Genomic DNA, 18,299 nt, shown 5'->3' with positions numbered 1-18,299 from the left:
TATGGCAGCCTTGCCAGCAGATCACCTCCCACCTTATGCCACCTCATTCCCCCGATATTTTTGCCCCAAAATTGCCCCAACCCGATAAATACTGCCCCAAAATTGCCCCAAAAAAATCCCCAGCTTTTCCCTGCCAAAAGCGCATAGAAAAGCCCGCTCAATGGCGGGCCTATCTGAATCCTCCCACATCATTACGATGCAGTGGTTTCATCGCGAAGTTTTTCAAGAATGCGCGCGAATCTATCTTCCTCCTGACGCGTCAAATCCAATGTCTCGATAAGCTCTTCAAGTTCGGTCAATGATGGTGCCATCCAATGTCTCCCTTTCTCTCTCAGCCTCTCGGCTGTGAAATACTGTATAGGCATACAGTAATATGGAGAATCTATCATTTCTGGACCGCTTTGGGTATTAAAAAAGAGGCCAAGGCCCCATTCGTGTGTCATGTCCTAATCGAGACTGTGGACTAAATTTCACCAGACACTAACGAGAACATTCAACACACACCCTATCAATACAGCGAAGAAACTTAACGCCATGAAGGTGTCCAGGTCATCGCGACTGGACTTACTGAAACACCAGCACCCGGCAGCAAAGGGTATCAGCGCCAAGGTGAAGCTAAAACTGAACGCCTTGAGCGCAACCACCATCATTACCAATGCAAACAGTATCCACATAGCCAGAGTCCTTACAGGTCAGTGCCTAAAATACCTCCTGCTGCCCAAGGCAAGAAAGGGCCGCCATTTCACCTACTCCCAATTCCCCTTGTTCTTGTTTACCGCCTGATACACCAGGTCATTGCGGCGGGCTAGAAGCTCGTCAATGCGCCGGCGCTTCTCCTCTGCGCTCATGGTGCGGTCACGCTGGATCAGCTCAATCTTGTTGCGCACAACCCTCACCTGCTGCTGGGTGCGGCTCAGGCTGCGGCGCGACTTCAAGATCCCGCCTTGCTCATCCAGCAGCTCGTCCGCCTTGTCGGTCACCCCCTCGTTGCGGTACTGGTCAACGGTTCGCTTCAGCTGGTTCACCTCGTTAAGCATCCGGTAGAACTCCTCCATGTGCTGTGTGGACTTGGCCGGACCGGTGCCGCGGTATACGGCTTTCACCAACGGGATTTCGTCTGCCCGCCAGCTTGCCGACTCGCCTGGTCTGGCAGCACGGATCAGACCATCAGCAGCGGCCATGACGTAGCTACCCATGGTGCCGGTATAGCCAATCACCAAATGCTCAAGCTGCTTGGGCGAGAAACCAGACAGCTCGCCAAGCTCGCGCATCAGCAAGCTGGTCTTCTCGTTGTAGCGAGCCTCGGCTTTGACAGCCAGATCCTGCGGGCTGTCGATGGGGCCGCCCCGGAAGCTGTCATAGTTGAAGGCCGCCTCTACCATTGGTTTGACGATTTGTGGCGTGGGATTGAGGGCAAAGGTATCGCCGATCGCCCGTGCTACCGCCTTGCCGAACTGAGCGCCAGAGTCCTTGTCGCCCATAGCGCGCATCATGCGCTCCGGGATGGTCCCGAACATCACGCCAATCTCGAACGGCTTGGGGATCCGGAAGTGCTGATCACCAACGAAGAAATGCCAGTTGGCGTCCTTGTCCCAATCCGGCAGCTCTTCATATCGTTCATCGTCCCAGTTGGCAGCCAGCAGACCGAGCGACATGGCAGTGATCATGCCGGCACGCTTAGCAATTTCACGCGGATTGTCACGTAGCTCCCTGGTCAATTTACCCAGGCCCTGCAGGCGGGCGTTGAAGAACGGCAGGATCATGGCTGCGCCTTGAATGGCTCGTGCCGCCCCAAGCATGGAGAAGTCCATCAAGTCCTTTGACTCGAAAGCTGCCTGCGCATAGCTCTTGCCAGCCTTGATTGCCGCATCATAGACCGCCTCACGGTTGGCGTTCTCCAGCGCCTCGCCATAGCGGTTGTACTTCTCCCACACATTCGCGACCACACCCTTGGCTTGAGCTGCATTACGGATGATGCTCTTTTCGTAGCGGGCAATCTGCTCCGGCGTCATCCCCTTGCGGCGCAGCGACTTGCGCACGGTATCGGCCATCGCCGTCGGGTCGTTGCCGTTGACATAGCCGCCCAGGAAGCTGGCTCCGCTGAACATCACATCAATGGTGCTTCCATCCATCGCCAGGGTCTTCTTCACCCCCTTGATGGAGTCGATCACCGGCTTGAAGCCGTCCTTGCTGATCGCCCAACTGGAGAGCGAATCGCGCAGGAAGTTGCGCAGCATAAATTCCGGCGAGGCTGTCACCCCGGCCGTCAGCAGCCGCTTGGCTTTGGATGCCATATTGACCATTGAACCGAATGGCTGGCGGTCAAAGAAAGTCATGGCCCGGTAAAGGTCAGGATCCTCAACCCGGATCATGTAGTCCTCACCTTCCAGCTTGACGGTGATCAGGTCCTTGCCATTCTTGAGTGCGCGCCAGTCCATCATATTTGGCTTGGCTACCACCTCGATGAGGCCGGTATCCGCCAGATTCCAGACTGTCTTTTGCGCCGCCATGTTCTTCATCGAGGCGTCGATCAGCTTGCTGGTGCTGGTGAAGATGTTCTCGAGCAGGTCGTTGGTATTAGCCTCGCCGCCCTTGAGCTTCTTGATGCCGGCGTTCTGGTTGGCAATCCCCTTCGGTTTGAAAGGGGCGATCACATCGCCGTCGTCGGATTCACGGAAGAACGGGATGTACCACTCGCTTTCGAACTCGTCCCGCGCCTCCTTGGTAAACAGGCCAGCCTCCTGGGCAAGGTCCAAGGTTGACGCATTGAGCCGATTCCAGCGTGCCTTGGCCTCCATGAACTTGGCCTCTTTGCCCTTGCCAAGCCCTTTCAGCGCTGCGATGTCCTGCTCGCTCAGTAGGTTCTCACGCCCCTGTTCCATCAGCAGTTCCGCCCGGTGGCCGGCCATCCAGCCCAGCCAGTTGTGCAGGTCTGTCCCAAGCCCGGAGAAAATGCCCAGCAGCGCGTCTTTCTCGCCGGAGCCAGCCTTGCGTTGGATCACCCCATCCTTCCACTCCGGCAGGCCATAGAGCATGGTCGCCTGCATGGTGGAGGCCGCCCCTGTAGCCATCCTCGCCGCCACATAGCCGGAGTCGGCCGCCTCGGTAATGCCTGCGGCTTCTTCCGCATATTTGATGGGGGCCAGGGCATCTAGCACCTCAGTGTTGGCCTTCTTGATGACGCGATCAATCCAGGAATTGACCACGCCGCGGTCTACCTGGCGTAGCTTGTTCAGGTTGGTTTTGGTCTTGTCGATGATGTCGGGCTTAGGGCCAAGGTTGAGCTTCCCCATGGCTGTGTCCGGGGCCGTGCTGGCCTGGCTCATCTTGACACCGCCTTTCTTGGCCGGCGCCTGAGCATCCTCTTGGCTGAACTTCTTACCACCATCAGGGCCGTTATCATCTGGGTCGTTGCGCTGCAGCTTCCTGCCCAGTCCCTCAATCAGGGAACGCGTCTCTGCTGCGGTAATGCCATCAGGCACAAAGCCGACGGCACGCAGCGCCCGGGTAACCCAAGCCACAACCCGATCCCAGCCACGACCCCAGACTCCCTGCTCCAGCTCGGCGAGGTGAGCCACCACCTCTTCGGCCTTGGTGCCGATATCCTCATCGGCATAGTGGGTGTTTACCCAGTCCCACACTGGTTTCATGCTGGGATCTTTCTGCGACTGAATGAGCCGGCTCATGAGCTTGGTGTACTCTCCATCGCCAAGCACGTTGGCGAGGCCATAGTGGGCCAGCACCTCATGGCGCAGGATCTCGCGCATCCGCTTGGGGTCTGTGATGGTGTCTGCCGCCACGTGCAGGGTACCAGCGTCGTCGTCGAATGCTGCACGCCGAATCAGCCCTTCCTTCGCATCCAGCCCAAGGGATTCCTCCAGCTCCACCTGAGTAGCGTGGATCTGCACATCAATACCGGAGCCGCCGCGGTACTGCTTGAACCACCCCTTGGTTATCAGCTCGGCCTCCTTGCGAGTCAGGTGTTTAACGGGTCGTGCCCCTTGTGACATGGCTTGCTTGGAGAAGCGGATCCGCCCCTCGATGGCGTCGGTGATGATCTTGCCTGGGTTGGAGCGCGCGCCCACGATGGCCACCAGACCGTCATGACCGGCGTCCTTCAGGCGCTGATCCTGCTCCTTCAGGGTCTTGATGAAGTTGGGTGCATCAATCTTGCCCATTGATTGCAGGTAGCGGGCAAGCTCCGCATTCATGCTCTTGCGCAGGCTTGCCAGCAGGTTTGGCTGGCCGCCGCTCATGGCACTGGCGTAGTCTGCGATCATGCCCTTGGCCTTACCCCATGCATAGTTGAAGGACTCCCTCCCGATCACCTCCTTCGGTCGCAGCTTTTTCAGCTCGTCGCGCAGGGCTTTGATGCGGGCGTCCTGATCCTTGTAGTGCTGGGCTTGGCGGCGGTTCTCTGCGTCCTGAGCAGCGCTAGATTGTGCCTTGCGGCCAGATCGTCCGGTGATTGCCCAGCTCGGTTTTTTGATGCCGTCGCGCATCAGCTTGCGGGCGTTGACGGCTTCCTCATTAGCCCAGACTTGCACCTCTGCCTCGGCGGCCGCCTTCTGCTCTGCTGTCTCCAGCAGGCCGGAGCCCTTCATGTCATTAAGGATCCGCCCCACGCCAGCGCTGATGCCGCTGGCGAAGTTCACCCCCTGTCCGCGATGGGTGGCTTGGTTGTAGAGGCGCTGCTGCTCCTCGTCGATAGTAGGGATGCGAATGACCACCCCGTCCAGATCAACACGGCCTTCGGTCACGCGTTTACCCTCGCCGGAGGGTGGAGGCTTAATCTCGCTGGCAGGCTTCTTGATGACAATGATCTTGGTTCTGACGCTCGTCGGGTTCAGCGAGTCCTTGAAAGCCCCTTCACGCATCAGCTCCACCTCGGCGCCCAGTGTATCCAACCACTCGGCGAACTCCTTCCCCTTGCGGGTGGATTGCTGGCCAGCGCCAGCCGACACGATTGCCGCCAGCTTGCCGCCCGGCTTCAGGAAATCATAGGCATGGCGCACATGATCCATGTCCATGCCATTAGAGAAGGGCGGGTTCATGATGACCGCGTCATAGCTGGCGCTTGGGGTCATGGCCATGAAGTCATTGCCGGCCAGGGTGTAGCCCTTCTCGGTCAGAATGTCGCGCAGGTCGCTGGCAATCTCGACGGCATCTACCTTGGCCCCGGCAGCGCGGGCGGCGTCGGCCAGCATCCCGTGACCCGCTGACGGCTCCAGCACGGTCATACCCGGTTCAATCCCAAGACGGCCGGCCAGATCGGCAGCATCATCCTCAGTGGTGGGGAAGAAGTCGATGAAGGTATTGCGGTTGCCCAGCAGCTTCAGCTTGAGCGCCTGCTCCTTGGCGCGCAGTGGGCTGACCTCGGCCTGCTTGCCCAGCCCGGCCTCCAAGGCCTGTAGCTCCACCAGTGCGGCGCGCAGGTTGGCGCGGGAGAAGATCCCCATCTTGTTGAGGCGGTCCGCATCAGCCAATTGCTCGGCCACGCGGAACCCCTGAGTGCCCTCCTGGCTGCCCCTGACGAACGCGGTCAGTTTGTCGATCAGGTCGCGGTCCGTCACGGCCACTTGTCGCAATTGGTTCGCCTCGGCGGCCTTGACCAGGCTCTTGAGTTTGACCCCGGCCGCCTTGTGGCTGCGGTTGCCGCTGGCCTGCATTTCACTGGCGAGATCGTCCAATTGGCGAGTCCAGTAGTCCAGACCCGGCATCTTGGCGCCCTCGACGCGCACCAACGGGCCGGCCTTCTCGGTCCACTCATGGCGACCCTGGCTGCCCATACGGATCAGACCCTCACCCTTCAGGCGCTCGTACTCGGTGGGCGGCAGGTCGTACATAGCGCGCCCCAGCCGGCTGCGCAGGGTGGCAAGCTGGGCCTTGGTGGTCAGATTTCGCAGGATGTTGGCCTTGCCCGTGCTCACGCCATCGGCTATTGCGTCCAACAGGTCGGCAGTCCTCAACTCCTCCTCGGCGGCGGCGGTCGCCCGTGCCGCCATGCCAGCGCGGCGCAGGGTGTTGGTATTGCGGTCCACTGCAAGGGCGGCGTTTGCCTTGGTGCGGATCGTGTCGGCGCGTTGCCGCAGGCCGGCGATCTGCTTGGCCACTTTGTCGCCATGGCTGCTGGCGGGCACCTCCATGTTCACGGTCGACTCAGCGGCCGTTACGCTGGGCGCGCTCTCAGTCTGCCCCTGCCCGGTCAACCATGCCTGGAAGTCGGTAGCATGGGCCTCGTCCTTGAACTGGAAGCCGGGCACGGCACCGACGCCCTTGAAGGAGGAATACCAGCCTCCCATCTCTTTAGCCTTGGCGTTGATCCGGGTGTATTCGTCCTTCTCCACACGGTTGGCCATCTGCACGACAAACAGGTCGTAGCCGTGCTTGGTGTGTTTGGTCTTGATGATGTCCCCGCTTGGGGTGGCAGTCAGTTTGGCGGCCTGCTTGGCAGCCTTATCGGCGTCCTGCTTGTCCAGTTGGGCCTCGGTCAACAAGCGCTCATACTCGCCCACCTGCTCGGCGGTCATGCCGTCGCGCCCCTTCATGCGGGCCAGGATGCGATAATCATCCAGGGTCTGTGGGTTCGCCACGGCCTTGGCGATAGCCTCCTTGCGGGCCTCGTGCGCGGCGATCAGCTCTTTGCGGCGGGCGACGAACTCACCATAGCGCGCCTCGGTGATGCCCTGCACCTCGGCGCGCAGCGTTTCTTCAGGGCTGGCATTGCTCTTGGAGAAGGGGTTACTGGTAGTGGTCAGCACGGAAGCCCCGCCAGCTGATGGCCAGCGGATCTCGCCCTGCATGATGCGGGTGGCGCGCTCGACCAGTTCGGCCTTTTTGGTGCCACTGAACACGTAGGCGTTGTTGGCGGTCAGGTACTCCTTCAACTTCGGAACGGTCCAGCCACCGAACATCGCCTTGATAGCGTCGCCACTGGTGATGGTGCGTTCGGAGAAGTCGCGGAACTCCTCATAGCTCATCTCACCTCTAAACAATCTGTCCATGCCACTGTGAAGTTCATCCGGGGAAGCGTGAGCCCATTGCTTGGTTAGTGGCTCACTGGCGGCTGGCGCCACATACTCCCGTAACTTGGGCGCAGATGACTTGGCTACCAACAAGCCTCCCTTGCCCAGGATCGCCTTAACACCGTTATCCTTGGCCCACTGCTTAAGCAGCGGCACCTCACCTTTCAGGGTGATGGTGCCATCCGGGTTATCAATGGCATCCGTCCACGGCGTCGGCGCGGAGTCAGGCTCCGATGCCACTGGCTCGGGTTGCGACGCCTCAGAAACAGCAACCCCGACATCAGTGGCCGGGGCTGTCAGTGTCTGGTCATTTTGCTGCTGTCCATCAGGTACAAATGCAGGCGCAGGGATATCTGCCCGATCTCCGGCTCCAGCTCCCTCGGTGAGCCCGGTAATGGCTGGTTCAGCGCCTGCTGTAACTGGTTCGCCTGTGCCAGGCTGATCACCTTGTCGTTCACTGCCGATTGCAGGTACTGGGGTAACTGGCTCATTGTTCACCTCTGCTTGCTGCTGGTTAGCGGGGAGCACCTCGCGATATCCGGTATCGATTGCTGGCGCGAGTTGGCTGATGTCGCCGACGGGTGCGGACTGTGCAGGAACTGTTTCAGCGCTTACGCTTGCTGCTGGCTGATCAAAAGGTTGATTAGAGTCGGCAATACCGCTGACATCGAACGGTGGGGAGCTGGGTTGCGTAGCTGTTGCCGCCTGCGCCTGCTCCACTTCGGCGATCTCGGCAACACCAAAGCCTCCACCATTGAGCGGTACCGGCATCTCCTTGCCCTTGCGGCTGGCCATGGCGGCCTCTTTCTCGGTTGCAAAAGGCTTGCCCTTGCGGGTGATTCGGAGTGTCTGGAGCCGGCCAATTGACGATTCGGTGGTACTGCCGCGCATCGGTTTAGCGTCAGGCCCTCGCTGATCTGCCCCATATACCACATCGTGGTGCGGTAACTCGGTGCCTACCTCACGAGCCTCCCCCTCGATCACTGCACCTGGCAGCTCTCCGGCTTGGTAGGTGGTAGCCGTTTCCGGCGGGAGCAGATCCCCCTCCTGCCCACTCTGCCAGCGGGTGCGCTCATCACCTCGAAACTGCGGGCCAGTACCGGCCTGGCGATCATCGTGATCCCCCGCTGCAGCAACCGCCTCCCCCTTGGGTTTAGCATTGGCATCGCCAGCAAAGATTACATCCTTGAGTGGCAGCGCTGGGCGCTGTCCCTCTGCCGCCACCTGCAGGGCGCTCTTGTTGCCTGCGAACGGGTCAACCCCAAGCTCGCCAGTCTGAGCTCGCTCATAAAAACTCTTGCCCTGATCGCCAGCTTGCAACTGGGAAGCAACCATCTCTTGCACTGACTGGCCAAGCTCACCAGCCAGCGCCCGCTGCACCTCGCTATCAGCCGCCATCCCTTTGTAACGCTCTGCTGTTCCATCGCGGCGCAGGTAGGCAGGCGTATCGCGCAGCTCGTCGAACTGGCTGGTGCTGGGGCCAAGCGGGTTTTGCTCACCGGCAGGCATCACCGATTCAGCAACAGTATCGACAGCAGAGGCCGGCCCCGGCTCCACCGGAGCGGAAGTTGTATCGGGCGACACTGATTCACCCTGCTCAACGGGCGCTACCTCTTCTGCTGTGGAAGACGCCGCAAGGTTGCTACTTTCGCCATCAGCTTGCAGCTTTCCGCTGCGCATGCCACCGACACCACCCAGCGCACCACCGGTACCCATGCCAATCAAGCCACCTTCCAGCGCACTGGACACCACACCTTTCATGGGGTCGATATCCGCAGCGGCCACCTCGTTGAGGGATTCGTTGACGGCGAATTGCTGCGCCCCTTCCTCCAGGGTTTCGCCGATGCCCTCACCTGCTGCCCCCTTGGCGACACCTTTCAGCACGCCGCCGGTTGCAGCCTTTCCCGCCAGCATCTTGAAAAGCATGGCGTCACCCATCATGGAGCCCATGGCGGCGGCCCCCCACACCTTGGCGTCGCTCATGGTGGCGCGGCTGGCCAGGTTGGCAGTTTCCTCCCTGGCCAGCCCCAGCTTCTCCTCATCGGAGAGGTGTTGTGTCTGCTGATCCTGGTCGATTCGCGTGAAGGCCTGGCGGAAGGTGTCACTGGCAGCCAGCTCATCAAAGCTCATCCCCAGCACGGTGTCACGGGTGTTCACCCCAGCGCTGCCCACCGACCCAGTCGCCCCCGTAGTCACGGCAGCACCTGTGGCGATTCTGGAAACGGCCTTGGCTGCAACCGCTTCGGCTACCTCTTGGGTTGCGCCACGCTTCACCATGGAGGCGGTGACGGCACGGCCAATAGAGGCTTTGGCAGCCACACCTGTGACGCCGCCAGCCATCAAGGTCGGCAGTATGGAGCCGACGCCCTGTGCCATTTTCATGGCCCAGACATCGATATCCCCCGCACCATCCCCCAGGGTTAAACGCCCTTCCGGCGTTTCATCAACCAGCCGGCGCCCCATGGCCTCCTTGGCATCCGCGCTCATCCCCTCGGTCAGTGACTCAGCCCCTGATGTAGCCAGATCGCCGGCGCCGGCCACCATATCAAGTACGGGGCTCAGCCTGTTGGCCATCTTGGCGCGGGCCTGCTCCAGGTAGTCACCCCCCTGCTTGCCAGCGTTCTCTTTGCCGAAGTTGCTGGCCTGCCGTGCCAGCTCGCCAATGCCGCCGACCAGGTCCAGTGCGCCCGCCCCCACCCCGCGCGCCACATCGCCCAGACCGACATCAAGGTCGCGCTTGGCGGTAGATTGGCCAGCTTGTGCTGGAGCAGCTGTGGCAGCTGACAGGCTGCTATCGAGATTGCTCCAGAATGGATCGGTGCGAGTGTCAGATGATTGCGGCTTTGGCAGGGCGTCACGCAGTCCAGGCTTGTCCATGGTGTCCTCGGGTTTTTGGCAAAAGAAAAGCCCCGACCGGCGAACCGATCAGGGCTTTATTGGATGGGGTGGCCAGCATGCAGACTGACCGACTATGGGGAGATGCTAACGCTGGGGTGGTTGAAAGGCAACTAGCGGCGGGCCTGTGCCAGACTCATAGCCTGATAGGCATTGGTTTGTGTATCGCGCAGCCGGTTGGCGGTCACAGTTGCCTGCTCCGCCTTCCTCTGCCCTGCAGCCTGTTGGCGCCACAGCTCGAACGCGGTATTCATCCTAGTGGGGTTCTCCAGTAGCCCGTACAGTTTGCCGTGTTGGTTCGCTTCCTTGATGAATTGCAGGCGCTCTGGATCTCCACCAGTCCACGCCTTAATTGGGGCCTCCTGCTTTGGTTCATCCGTTTTGCTGGTCAGGCCGTAGGTGTCCGCCACTGCCGCCTTGCTCTGCTCCAGCTGGGCGTCCAGCGCATCCAGCTGCAGGTCTTTATCCTCTGCGTTGCTAGCAGAGATGCGTGCCCTGTTCTGGCCGTGCTGCTTCTCCAGCTCGGTAACCGCCTTCTTGTAACCACCCTGGTCAGGCCCGGCCGTCAGACCGAGAGAGGTGCGCAACTGATCTGCAGTGCCAATCATGTGCTTGGCCAGGGCTGCCCGCTGATACGCAGGCTTCAAGAAGTCGTTAATAGGGATGACCTTGGGGTGATCGTCCGGCGCCGCAGTGCGGTTGTTGGTCACTGGCCGCACCGCTTTGCTACCGTCGTCATAAGTGACCTCCACCCCCAGCACTACGCCGCGCCCGTCCGGGGTGATCATGATGTTGTTCAGCTGCTTGCCGGTGATGGTCTTGCCACTTTCTGGGTCGATATCCCCTACTCCTTTACGAACCTCGTCTTGGTAGATCGTGTCCAAGGACTTGATGAACTTGCCATCGTTGATCAGGGCATGCCCCTCCGGGGTGTTGGGGTCCAACTTCCCCTCTTGGGCCATGCGCATCAACTTTCCGCCATGCTTGACCACCACCTCTCCAGAGTCAGCAAAGTCTTTCTTCAAGTAGCGCTCCGGATTGAAGGAGCCGGCCCGCGGATCTCGCACGACACCCCAGAATTTCTCACCCGGGTCTTTGCCTTCGGCCACAGCCTGCCAACCAGACTGGATGATCGGTAAGTTCTCTCGCTGGTACTCTTGCTTCTCCCGATCCTTCACCTGCCACTCATACTCTTGCCTTGCTCTCCCCTCGGCAGCCTGAGCAAGGCCAAGGTTGGCATTTCTGTAAGCCTGCATCCCATCAGCCTCTTTCTGTCTGAGGCCAAACTCCTGTTTCCACTGCTCATTTGCTGTCTTTGTGCGCTCCCTATCATGCTCGAAAGAGGCTTGTCGGAGAGAGAAGTTGCGATCCGAGTCATCTTTGTTCTGCTTGACCATGGCATCGCGCAACCCAAGTTCACGCTCTTGCCGCTCATCTTCTTTCTGGCCCCGCTGATAGCGGTCCATGGTGTTGAAGCCGGCCAGAAACCCTTCTGCCAATCCCGATACGCTCATCATGCCCCCTTAAAATAAGCTGCTTGCCAGAAAACCAACGCCTGCCCCAATGAGCGCGCCGACGGGACCGCCAACCGAACCATAGGATGCGCCGATCATGGCTCCAGTGGCGGCGCCGGCACCTGCTGCAGACATCTTGGCCTGTTTCTCCTGCGTCTTGAGTTGCTTGTTCCCCATCTCAATTTCATTCTCACGGTTGGCCGAATCACGCAGCCCTGCCATGCCCTGCTGGCGCGTGTGAGCGCCGATATCCAGAATTCCGTAACCCATCAGACCTTACCCCCTGTCTTGATTGCTTCACGCAGCCCAGCATCCGCCCCTGTCAGAATGCCCATCTGGCGTGATTGCTCTTGCTCACGAAGGCCGTTCTCAGTGCCGGCAGTCATCAAGGCCATGCGCAGACCCTGGCTGTTGTCATTGGCGCCCTGGCTTTGGCCAACCCCCATCCTGGCCATCCGGTTGTCAGTTGCTTGCTTGGCGGCTGCCAGCGAGTTCTGGTTGTTCTGGTCTACCCGGCCAAGCTGATCCCGCAGTAATTGGCCATTGGTGGCCAACTCCATTAGCTCCTTCTGCTTGGGGTAGAAACGAGTCTTCCAGTCCTGGTAGCTATCGCGCGTGATTTGGGCAAATTTGTCTGCGGCATATCCCATGGCTAACCCCTTAATAACCTTTGTTTTGCAACACTGATGCAGTAGGGCTGATCTTTCTGCTTTCCACTGCCGCCGGCGCTTTCAACTGGCCAAGGCCATATGCCGTACCGGCTCCGGCCACAGCCCCAACCAACCCCGCAGTCGCCTGCTTGCTCTGAAACGATGTCTGAGCATCACTGGCAGCCTTACGCAGGCTGGTGTTAGCCACATCCCCCATCCCAGCAAGTGCCTCCGCTTTCTGGCCGGCGCCAATGCTGACCACATCCTTGAGTCCTGCCACATGACGGTCTTGCTGGCTGGACTGTGCTCGGTTGGTCGTATCGGTCTGGCTCAGAGCCTGATCCGTCTCCAAATTGGACATGGCCGATTGGTACTTGCCGCTGGTTGGGTCCACGCCGCCGGCAGCCAGGGAGTCAGCCAACCCTGAGCGCGCCTCACCAAAGGATTGAGCGGTACCCAGCGCTGCGGTGCCGGCAAGCTTGTCGTATTCGCGTTCGCTGTTGAGGTCATCCACCTTGTCCATGAAGACGTCTTCATACTGCTGCAGGTCACTCTTGTAGATATTCCACTGCTCTGTGGCCACATCAGCCGCGGCCTTCTGGGCTTCGGTTTCCTTGATTTCGTTTGAACCACCCTTTCCCATCCCCTCACCTCACAAGTTGATCTGAAATACAAACATGCCGTCAGCATCATCTGGCTGACGCTCCCACCCCATTCTTGGAGCAACCTTGAGCCACCCCTTGCGCGTCGAATGGAAGCGAAGCCAGCGGGCGCCAATCAGGCGAGCCAGCCGCTTCACTTCCGGCAGGTGTCGCTCCGGTGCCCCGCCATCACCCCATCCAACCCAGATCAGGACCCCGGTAACGCCCTGTTCCACCACCGGTCTCAGAACAAAACCATCAGCGCCGCGCACAAACAAAAACGCCACCCGGTTACGGATGGCGTCTTGCAGTTCGGCGGATAGCCTGGGGTTGCCGGTATCTCCGGCGATACGGCAAAGAGGCGGTATTTTCATAACTCACGCCAAACATACGATTGAGAGACACGAACTTGATGCATACGGATAGCCCTTGTTATCCCTGTCATAACTGATTGTGTGGGCCTGGTTTGCAGCAAGTAAGAACTCGAAATTGTGATTCATGGTAGAACCCTGCCCCATCCCATAGTCACGTGCGGTTAGTGAGCCTATCGCCACGCCATTGACATATACAGTGGCAGTTGTAGTTGAGGAGCCACTAGACACCGTTAGCATGAAAGTGCATTTTCTAGTGAACGGCATGGCTGGCAACCAGACTGGCGAAGCCAGGTTCAGTGCGTATGTTCTTACGATGTCACCCACAATCCTCTCGGCGTAGATGGTCCCTTTGACTATACAGTCCTGCTCAATGGTGCAGTTGCCAAGTGACATGTTTCGAACATAACCACCTTCCGCATGGAGTCGGTTGGTGTAGATGTTTCCGTCAGCATAGATAATCGTGTTCCAACCCCATCCCCAGCCTCCATATGGCCCGCCCTTGCCGAAGCCAGCAGCCCCTCCAGCCATGAAGGCATTCCCCATATCGATCTGGCCACCGTTGATCAGTGGGGAGCTGATGCTCACCCCCGCTTTCACAAAATCAGCCGTGATCTTCTCGGAGTTCAGGATCTGAATGGTAGCCTTGCGGATGATGGCCTCGGCGATCACCGTCTGCCCATTATCGATGGCGAACAATGGCGCCATGGGTGTGGAGCTGTTGGGATTGAACACGAACACCTGGCTGGCTGATATGGCCACCTGGCTGGTGCCGTCCGATTTGGCAATCAGGCCAATCCCGGCTGTGATTTGCCCGGCAGTGGCTTTTGCCGTCCACATCGCCTGGGCGCCATTCTGAAGGTCGGCAATCGCCTTGCTCTGCAGTTGGACAGCCGCTGCGTTTGCTGCAATTCGTGGGTCATCGGTAGCCACCCACGCAGTCCCGCTGTAACGGTAAGGCCGGTTGTTATTGGCAGTGTCAAACCACAGGTCGCCCGTACCCATGCCAGTGCCTGGTGCAGTGGCTTGGAAGAATGTCTTGTTCTTGCTGCCGGCTACAGCGGAAACCGTGTTGATCTGGCTGGCCAGCGACTGTACTGCGTTGGCCCGAGCTGTGGACTCCTCGGTAATCTGGGCAGTCAGGCGCTCATCTGCCCCTTGATAGTCGGCCGTCATCTGCTGGATCTGACTGACCAGCGATTCCACTGCATCGGCCCGGGTTGTCGCTTCCTCGTTGATGCGCCCAGACAATTTAGCATCTGCTGTTTCCATAGCGGATTGCTGCTGGCTCAACTTCTCAGCCATGGCTGAGTCTGCGTCAGCGCTGGCTTTGGCCACCTCGGCAATAGAGGCAGACAGCGACTGATCGACCCCCTTTATCTGCGCCTCGAGTACCGACGTCTTTTGCGCCTGCGCCTCGTCCGCCGTGCTGCGTGCAAGTCGCTCCTCGGTTATCTGACTGTGCAGAGCTGCGCTGTCTGCCTCGTAATCTGCTGTGAGCTGCGTAACATCTCGCGCCAGTGCCTCATGCGCATTGGCCAGAGTTTGCTGCTGAGTGATGATCTTGCCACGCGCCTTGCGGTTCTCCCGGTCGCGCTCATCACTGGCCAGAGCCCCTTCGACATCAGTTTGACCACCAAGGTCGATGGATGACTCCATGTTTTCCTGACGCTGAGCCAACGCGCTATCTGCGTCGGTTGTTACCTTCTCCAGTGCCTTAATGGCCGCGGCTGCCTCACCAAGCGCCCCAGACGTCGAAGCGCTTAGATCATCAATGCGCTGAGCCAGCGCAATATCTGCGTCGGCAAACACCTCTTCCACGCCGGAGATGCGCGCCTGAGTGTCAGCATCCCTCCCCTCAAATTTCACATTCATGTCGGTGATGCGCTTGGCCTGGGCAGCCTGCTCATTCACGATCACCTGCTGCTGCGTGCGAATGGCACCAAAGGACTTCCGGTTTCCCCTGTCCCGCTCATCCCCTGCCAGGGCGGCATCAATTGCTGCCTGACCCGCGTCACCAGCCCCATCGGCCTTGTCCTTGGCCAGTTCGACTTCAGCTTTAATTTCATCGAACCGCCCGGCCGTTATCCCACCGTTCGACTCAATAACCTCCTCCAGCGCACTGATCTTGCCTTCCGCTTCAACAGCCCTCACCTGCAGCCCACTGACACGCTTGGCCGTCACGCCATCAGCCTCAGCCGTCACGCGCGCCAGTTCAGTGATCCTGGCATCAAGCACCTCATCGCCGCTGTTGACGGTGGCCTGCAGCCCATCAATGCGTTGAGCCTGGCTCGATAGCTCATCGGTATGAACCGTCATCTTGCTCTCAGCATTGGCCAGCCGTTCGCCCTGTTCGTCCACCTGCTGTTGAGTTGCCTTCTGAGCCAACTCCCCCTTGGTGGCATTCAACTCCTGACCGATCTGGGTGACCTTCTTCTGCTCGTCGGTAAACTCCCCCTTGGTCACTGTCTGGCTCAGGCTGGCATCGAGCCCATTGATGCGTTGCTCCGCCTCGGTGATGCGTTTCCCCTGGCCGTCCACTGTGACGTTGTCGGCCTTGCTGGCTATCTGGCCAGACACTGCGTCCAGGCCCTGGTGAACCTCTGTGATAGAGGTCCGCATCTCCTCACGGACAGCATTCACCGCGTCCATGGTGATGCTGCCATTCTCAGGGTCAACCTTGAATACCGCATCGCGGAAACTGTCAAAGTCGCCCTTGTACTTGTCTATTTTGTTGTTCAGTCGGTCCTGAACCAGGCCAATGTCGATGCTGGCATTGCCAAGCTGCGCCTGGGCATCCTTGAGAAGATCTTCACTTTCCAGTTGCTTCTGGCTGAGTGATGCCAGGTCTCCCTCGATGCTGGGGATCTTGTTCTGGATGGTGCCGATAGACACATCGATTTCTTCCAGCCTGGGGCGGATCGCCTCAACATCAAGAGTTAACTGCGGGACCTGTTTGATAGGGGCAAGCAGCTCCTTGGCTAAGTGGCTATCCTCAATCTTCCCCTGCAGCTCATCGAGAATGTCCTGCACATCGCGGCTAGTCTCCGCCATGACTCCGTTGGCGTTAAAGGGGCCGGCATCATCCTTGCCATTTACGAAACGCGCCCAGTAGTAGAACTGCGCCCCCTTGCCAATGGCGTCAGAGAACACATTGGCCGAGGTGGTACCGACCAGCGTGGCTGCAGGCAGGCTATCTGTCTCGGCTCGCCATATCTCGGTATGAGCGTGGCCACGGTAGTTGGGGCTATCCCATTCAACCACCACGGTATGAAACGCCCCATTTGCCTGCACATTGACCGGTGCATGGGGCTTGTCATAAATGCCGGTCGGGAAAAGGTCCGGGTTCTTGCCTGGGTTGTAGGCACCACCGGCCCCAGGGCGCAGAGTGGCCAAGCCAAGCTCTGTCAGTTCTCTCAGCGTTACCGCCTTGTCCAGCTTGTTGCCTCGCTGCCCAGTAAGCAGCTCCACGTTTTCGGCGGTCGCTGCCGGGTCCCGCCCGGCCCTGTAAGCAGGTTTTGCCATTACATCAACTCCGCCATCGATCCCGCCAACGTGATACGCCGCACAGTGGAGGTGCCAAACACCTCGATTTGCCACCACCGACCACGCACAGGCGGAAGCCTGAAGGCACTGGCCGTCAGGTTGCCAGGCGACAGCTCCATCACCTGCTGATTGTCTACAAACAACCGCACCCCGACCTTGCTAAGATCCGAGGCCAGGATCCTGCAGCACCCATAGGATGCACCACCGACAACCATGAATACCTTTGAACGCCAGACAAGCTGGCCATTTCCAGCCTCTCCGCCACGCCAGATATGCAGATCACGCCCCTTGGCTACAAACAGGCTGTCGCTCTCCATGTCAGAGACGGCGGCATCCCAGCGATTGGTCAACTCGCGCAGGTCTCCCGACTTTGGATCAAAGATAAAGGCGTGGGTGTCTGTCAGGCCGACGTACTTGCCATCGTGATGCCAGGCACGCAGGGTTTCCGGCTTCATGGCCCGCCACTGCTTGCGAGTGATCACCTGCTCGGTCACCACTTGCCCTCCGCTGGCGCCAATGCCAACCAGTCCATCCGGCGAGGCATACAGCACCACCCCATCCATAGACACCATGGAACTGGCGCTGATGCATGCCTGTGGCAACTGGCTGAGCTTCTGGTTTGTCACCGAAGAAGAGCTCACCCCCTGCGCCAGGTAGGGATAACCCTTGGTGCCGATCACCAGCGCTGTATCGATAGCGGCGATCGCCACGATGTCGTGCTCTGTGGTCAGCCGGTACTTCTCCGGCCAGGCATAGGGCAGGTATGGCTCGCATAGGTAGAGAGAGTTGCCAGCGAACCCGGCACACATGCCGTTGGCCATCTGGCAGAGGCCACGCAGAGCCGCTGGGGGTGGAGCGTAATCGTAAGTCTCCAAGACAGGACCAAGTTCACCATCAGCGCGGCTATCTACAAATGAAGCTTGCGAAATGGGCAGCTCTGCGACCAGCAAGTAGTCAGCTAGGCCGCCACCGGAGACAGACCGGTAGATCCGGCGCTTGGTGATGTTGTTGTCCTGCGACTGCGGAGGGGATAACGCCAGCGTCACCGCTGACCCTGGGATGGGGATCGCCACCTTGCCGCTAGCAGGTCCTGGTGGCCCCTCCTCGCCCATAGCGGTCACGTAGGTATCTACGTAGTAGCGGGTCTCGTCATCGGTAATGTCGTCATCCTTGCCGCCTTCTGGCGGCGTGATAGCGCCAATCCCTACCGGAACGCCTGGCGCAGGTACCCCAAGCCGATACCAGGCTGTCGGCTTGTTGCTGCCGCCAGTGGCGATCTGAGCATGTGTCACCTTGGGATATTCCCCATCGGTGTAGTAAACGCGATGATACCCATCCTGGGCGATTGGAGAATGGATGGCCTCAACCACCTTGTTCCATGCGAACCAGTGATCTCCATAGCGAAACAGGGTCTTTGGTGTGATTGGCAACACCACTCCGACGCTCACATCCTCCTCGAGGGGCGAGATTACGCCGTGATCGAAATGGCAATCGCGGGCCACCACGGCCACTTCATCAGACAAAAGGTGAGGCTCCACGCGCGGCGTTACACCTCGCATGGTGACGATATCGATGGCTGACATGGGATTCTCGGCGGGCAGGAAACAAAAAGGCCCACTCAGAATAGAACGGGCCATGATGGGTAAATCCTAACGCT

8 protein-coding genes are annotated in these 18,299 nt (G+C 59.4%); all 8 read right to left on the bottom strand.

All coding sequences use genetic code 11. The features are described 5' to 3' along the window. Window positions 1-746: 746 nt before the first annotated feature. Window positions 747-9,902: an LPD38 domain-containing protein gene (locus QLG02_RS15380; RefSeq protein ID WP_282465595.1), complete on the bottom strand. Its 9,156-nt coding sequence runs from the start codon at window positions 9,900-9,902 to the stop codon at window positions 747-749. Between the two features lie 131 nt (window positions 9,903-10,033). Next, entirely contained in the window at window positions 10,034-11,434 is a 1,401-nt protein-coding gene (locus QLG02_RS15375) for a hypothetical protein (RefSeq protein ID WP_282465594.1), read from the bottom strand. A 9-nt stretch (window positions 11,435-11,443) separates the two neighbouring features. Beyond that, complete coding sequence (locus QLG02_RS15370; protein WP_282465593.1) at window positions 11,444-11,704, bottom strand: bacteriocin; 261 nt, start codon at window positions 11,702-11,704, stop codon at window positions 11,444-11,446. Beyond that, window positions 11,704-12,084, bottom strand: a complete 381-nt coding sequence (locus tag QLG02_RS15365; RefSeq protein ID WP_168756272.1) for a hypothetical protein — start codon at window positions 12,082-12,084, stop codon at window positions 11,704-11,706. Before QLG02_RS15365 ends, QLG02_RS15370 begins: the two co-directional genes overlap by 1 nt. A 10-nt stretch (window positions 12,085-12,094) precedes the next feature. Beyond that, the gene (locus QLG02_RS15360) at window positions 12,095-12,727 is read right to left on the bottom strand and encodes a hypothetical protein (RefSeq protein ID WP_282465592.1); all 633 of its coding nucleotides are present in this window, start codon (window positions 12,725-12,727) and stop codon (window positions 12,095-12,097) included. Window positions 12,728-12,736: 9 nt separating this feature from the next. Further along, window positions 12,737-13,099: a hypothetical protein gene (locus tag QLG02_RS15355; RefSeq protein ID WP_047234884.1), complete on the bottom strand. Its 363-nt coding sequence runs from the start codon at window positions 13,097-13,099 to the stop codon at window positions 12,737-12,739. A 3-nt stretch (window positions 13,100-13,102) separates the two neighbouring features. Then, a complete protein-coding gene (locus QLG02_RS15350; RefSeq protein WP_282465591.1) occupies window positions 13,103-16,621 on the bottom strand; it encodes a DUF1983 domain-containing protein in 3,519 nt (1,172 codons plus the stop codon). Further along, window positions 16,621-18,279, bottom strand: a complete 1,659-nt coding sequence (locus QLG02_RS15345) for a hypothetical protein (RefSeq protein ID WP_080756122.1) — start codon at window positions 18,277-18,279, stop codon at window positions 16,621-16,623. The genes QLG02_RS15350 and QLG02_RS15345 overlap by 1 nt, the downstream gene beginning before the upstream one ends. Window positions 18,280-18,299 lie beyond the last annotated feature (20 nt).

The organism is Aeromonas sp. V90_14 (assembly GCF_029967615.1).
GTDB lineage: Bacteria > Pseudomonadota > Gammaproteobacteria > Enterobacterales > Aeromonadaceae > Aeromonas > Aeromonas hydrophila.
This window is presented reverse-complemented; position numbering and strand designations above follow the sequence as displayed.